Here is a 2,533-nt window from a genome sequence, read left to right on the forward strand (position 1 = left end):
GTAAGCGTCAACAGAGCGCCGTATTGACACTTATTTATCGGTGAAAACTACGTTCCATGGCAGCAGTTCGTCAACACGGTTGGAGGGCCATTCCGGCAGTACGCTCAGGATATGGCGCAGATACGCTTCTGGATCGATACCGTTCAACCGACAGCTCCCGATTAGTCCGTACAGCAGAGCTCCGCGCTCGCCTCCATGATCGTTGCCGAAGAACATGTAATTCTTTTTCCCGAGACAGACGGCACGAAGCGCTCTTTCCGCTGTGTTATTGTCCGCCTCCGCCAGACCGTCATCACTGTAATAACAGAGGGCGTCCCACTGATTCAGTACATAGCTGAACGCTTCGCCCAGTCTGGATTTTTTCGACAACGTGCCATTCTTCTCCACCATCCATTCATGCAGCGACGTCAGTAACGCTTTGCTTCGCTGCTGCCTGGCTGCAAGACGTTCAGACTCCGGTAAGCCCCGTATTTCATCCTCGATGGCGTACAGTTCACTGATGCGCTTCAGAGCTTCTTCTGCCGTCGTACTTTTGCTGCTGATGTATACATCGTGGATTTTTCGCCGGGCATGGGCCCAGCACGCAACTTCTGTCAGTGCACCACCTTCACGTTCGGCACTGAACAGCCGATCGTAACCGCTGAATGCATCCGCCTGCAGGATACCCCGGAAGGGACGAAGGTGTTGTACCGGATGTTTTCCCTGCCTGTCTGGTGAGTAGGCGAACCAGACCGCCGGTGGCTCTGATGAGCCCGCATTCCGGTCATCCCGGACATACGTCCAGATGCGTCCTGTTTTTGCCTTTTTTCTGCCCGGTGCCAGCACTTTTACTGGTGTGTCGTCAGTGTGAACCTTGCGGGTGTTCATCACGTAACGGTACAGGGCATCATTCAGCGGAGTCATTAACTGGCAGCACGCGTCAACCCAGTTGGAGAGTAATGCACGGCTCAGTTCGGCACCCTGTCGGGCAAAGATTTCACTCTGACGATACAGTGGTAGGTGTTCGCAGTATTTTCCCGTTAACACGCGGGCAAGTAATCCGGAGCCCGCGATGCCGTGCTCTATCGGGCGGGACGGCGCTGGCGCTTCAACTATACAGTCACATTTTGTACAGGCTTTTTTTACCCGAACAGTGCGGATCACTTTCAGGGCGCTACTCACCAGTTCCAGCTGCTCAGCACTGACTTCACCCAGATAATCCAGCTCACTGCCACACTCCGGGCAACAACTTTCTTCAGGCTCCAGGCGGTGTATTTCACGGGGAAGATGTGCTGGTAACGGACGACGATGACGTGACTGTCGCAACTGGCGGGGAACCTGCGGGTCATCCTCACGCCCACTGTAACGATCGCTTTCCTGTTCGCATTGTTTCAGTTGGGCCTCAGCCTGTTCAACCTCACGCTGCAGTTTTTCAGAACGGGTACCGAACAGCATTCGGCGCAGTTTTTCTATCTGGGCCCTCAGATGTTCTATTTCCCGCTCCTCCTCTTCGATCTTTTCTTCGGCACGTGCCAGTGCAGAGCGCAGGAAGGCCTCCGTCTCTTCAACCAGACTCAGTTGCTGATCTTTCTGACGGAGGGCTTCAGCCTGCTCAGAGAGTAGCCTTTCCAGCTCAGTGATACGAATGAGGTATTTCCGACTCATGACCGTTTTTATAATCCGGCCATGACATTTTTACAACATTGTCAGTGCATTAAGGCGGGATGTTTTGGGTTGACGCCAGTCCAGTTTATCGAGGAGCATTGCCAGCTGCGAGCGGGTAATGGATACCTTACCGTCACGCACCGCAGGCCAGATAAACTGGCCTTCCTCCAGACGTTTGGTGAACAGGCACAGACCATCAGCATCAGCCCACAGGATTTTAATCGTGTCACCCCGTCGGCCGCGAAAGATAAACAGGTGACCGGAGAAGGGGGTCTCATCCAGCACATGTTGTACCTGTTCACCCAGACCGTTGAAGGATTTACGCATATCAGTAACGCCGGCAACCAGCCAGATTCGAGTGTCTGATGGGAGCGAGATCATCGTCCCCTCCCGGTCAGTTCACGGATCAACACCGTGAGCAGCTCTGGTGAAGGATTTTCCAGCGTCATGTTACCGTGGCGGAACTCAACTTTACAGGAACTGGCACTGACTGTGCTTTGTGAAGGAGTGGATAAAAGCGGAGTAAGAGCCGCCATAGGCTCTTTCTGCTCATCAGGCGTTATCTCAACAGGTAATAATTCAACGCCAGCGCCAGAAGAGGTTGTTACCGGAAGACGCCGCGATATACGCCCTTCGTTCTGCCAGAGCCTGAGCCATTTGAACAGGAGGTTATCATTGATATCGTGTTCCCTGGCAATACGGGCAACAGAGGCTCCTGGTTGTGAAGCCAGTTTAACCATTTGAAGTTTAAACTCATTTGAAAATGTTCTGCGGGGTTCTGCGGATAATGTTTTCTGTTCCATAACAGGTGTCCACTAGTTGAAAAAGTGGGCACCTACGTTACCAATACTGGCTTAATGGCTACATACGGCGGTCAGTTTACGCTTAC

Annotated in this window: 3 protein-coding genes; all 3 read right to left on the reverse strand. The window is 52.9% G+C overall.

Annotated features, from left to right (window positions below; all coding sequences use genetic code 11):
* Positions 1–30: 30 nt before the first annotated feature.
* The 3 genes from tnpC to tnpA are packed head-to-tail and all read right to left on the reverse strand — an operon-like array spanning position 31 to position 2,447.
* Positions 31–1,644, reverse strand: coding sequence for an IS66 family transposase (tnpC, locus tag C7B16_RS24015; protein ID WP_107180274.1), 1,614 nt, complete (start codon positions 1,642–1,644; stop codon positions 31–33).
* A 30-nt stretch (positions 1,645–1,674) separates the two neighbouring features.
* Complete coding sequence (tnpB, locus tag C7B16_RS24020; protein WP_107180275.1) at positions 1,675–2,025, reverse strand: IS66 family insertion sequence element accessory protein TnpB; 351 nt, start codon at positions 2,023–2,025, stop codon at positions 1,675–1,677.
* Positions 2,022–2,447: an IS66-like element accessory protein TnpA gene (tnpA, locus tag C7B16_RS24025; protein ID WP_107180276.1), complete on the reverse strand. Its 426-nt coding sequence runs from the start codon at positions 2,445–2,447 to the stop codon at positions 2,022–2,024. Before tnpA ends, tnpB begins: the two co-directional genes overlap by 4 nt.
* Between the last annotated feature and the right edge of the window lie 86 nt (positions 2,448–2,533).

This window comes from Escherichia sp. 20412-1 (assembly GCF_003027595.1).
GTDB lineage: Bacteria > Pseudomonadota > Gammaproteobacteria > Enterobacterales > Enterobacteriaceae > Escherichia > Escherichia marmotae.